Source organism: Variovorax sp. 10L426 (assembly GCF_056395305.1).
This window is the reverse complement of sequence record NZ_JBFTJF010000075.1, coordinates 1-510: the sequence shown is the minus strand read 5'-3', so window position 1 is coordinate 510 and position 510 is coordinate 1. Positions and strand designations below refer to the sequence as shown.

1 protein-coding gene is annotated in these 510 nt (G+C 68.6%); it reads left to right on the top strand.

What is annotated here, in order from left to right; genetic code table 11:
- Positions 1-510 (top strand): MFS transporter (locus AC1DHL_RS29795; protein WP_478164336.1); only part of this gene is annotated, 510 nt, incomplete at both ends.

Genomic DNA, 510 nt, shown 5'->3' with positions numbered 1-510 from the left:
CATCTGGAAGAGCCGCCCGAGTTCGAGGCGCGCCAGGCCGAACGTCGCAAGAACAATGTGAAGTTCTCGCCGCTSWCGCAGGTGCTGCGCGACCAYCCGCGCGAAGTRCTGGCMGGCCTSGGCGTGACCATCCTSTGGACGGTCTGCACCTACGTGCTGGTGTTCTACATGCCGTCGTACGCCAAGCAGCAGCTCGGCCTGCCGCTGGGCGCGACGTTCCAGTCGACCGCGATCTGCGGCGCCATCATCCTGGTGCTGTGCCCGCTGATGGGCATGCTGTCCGACCGCGTCGGCCGCAAGCGCATGCTGACCGTGGTGGCGGTGGCCATCGGCGCGCTGGCCTACCCGCTGTTCCACTGGCTCAACGTGTCGCCGACCACGGCCACGCTGCTCCAGGTGCAGATCGTGCTGGGCATCCTGCTGGCCGCGTTCACCGGCCCGGCCCCGGCCGTGCTGGCCGAGCAGTTCCCGACCGAGGTGCGTTCCACCGGCCTCTCGCTGGCCTATAAC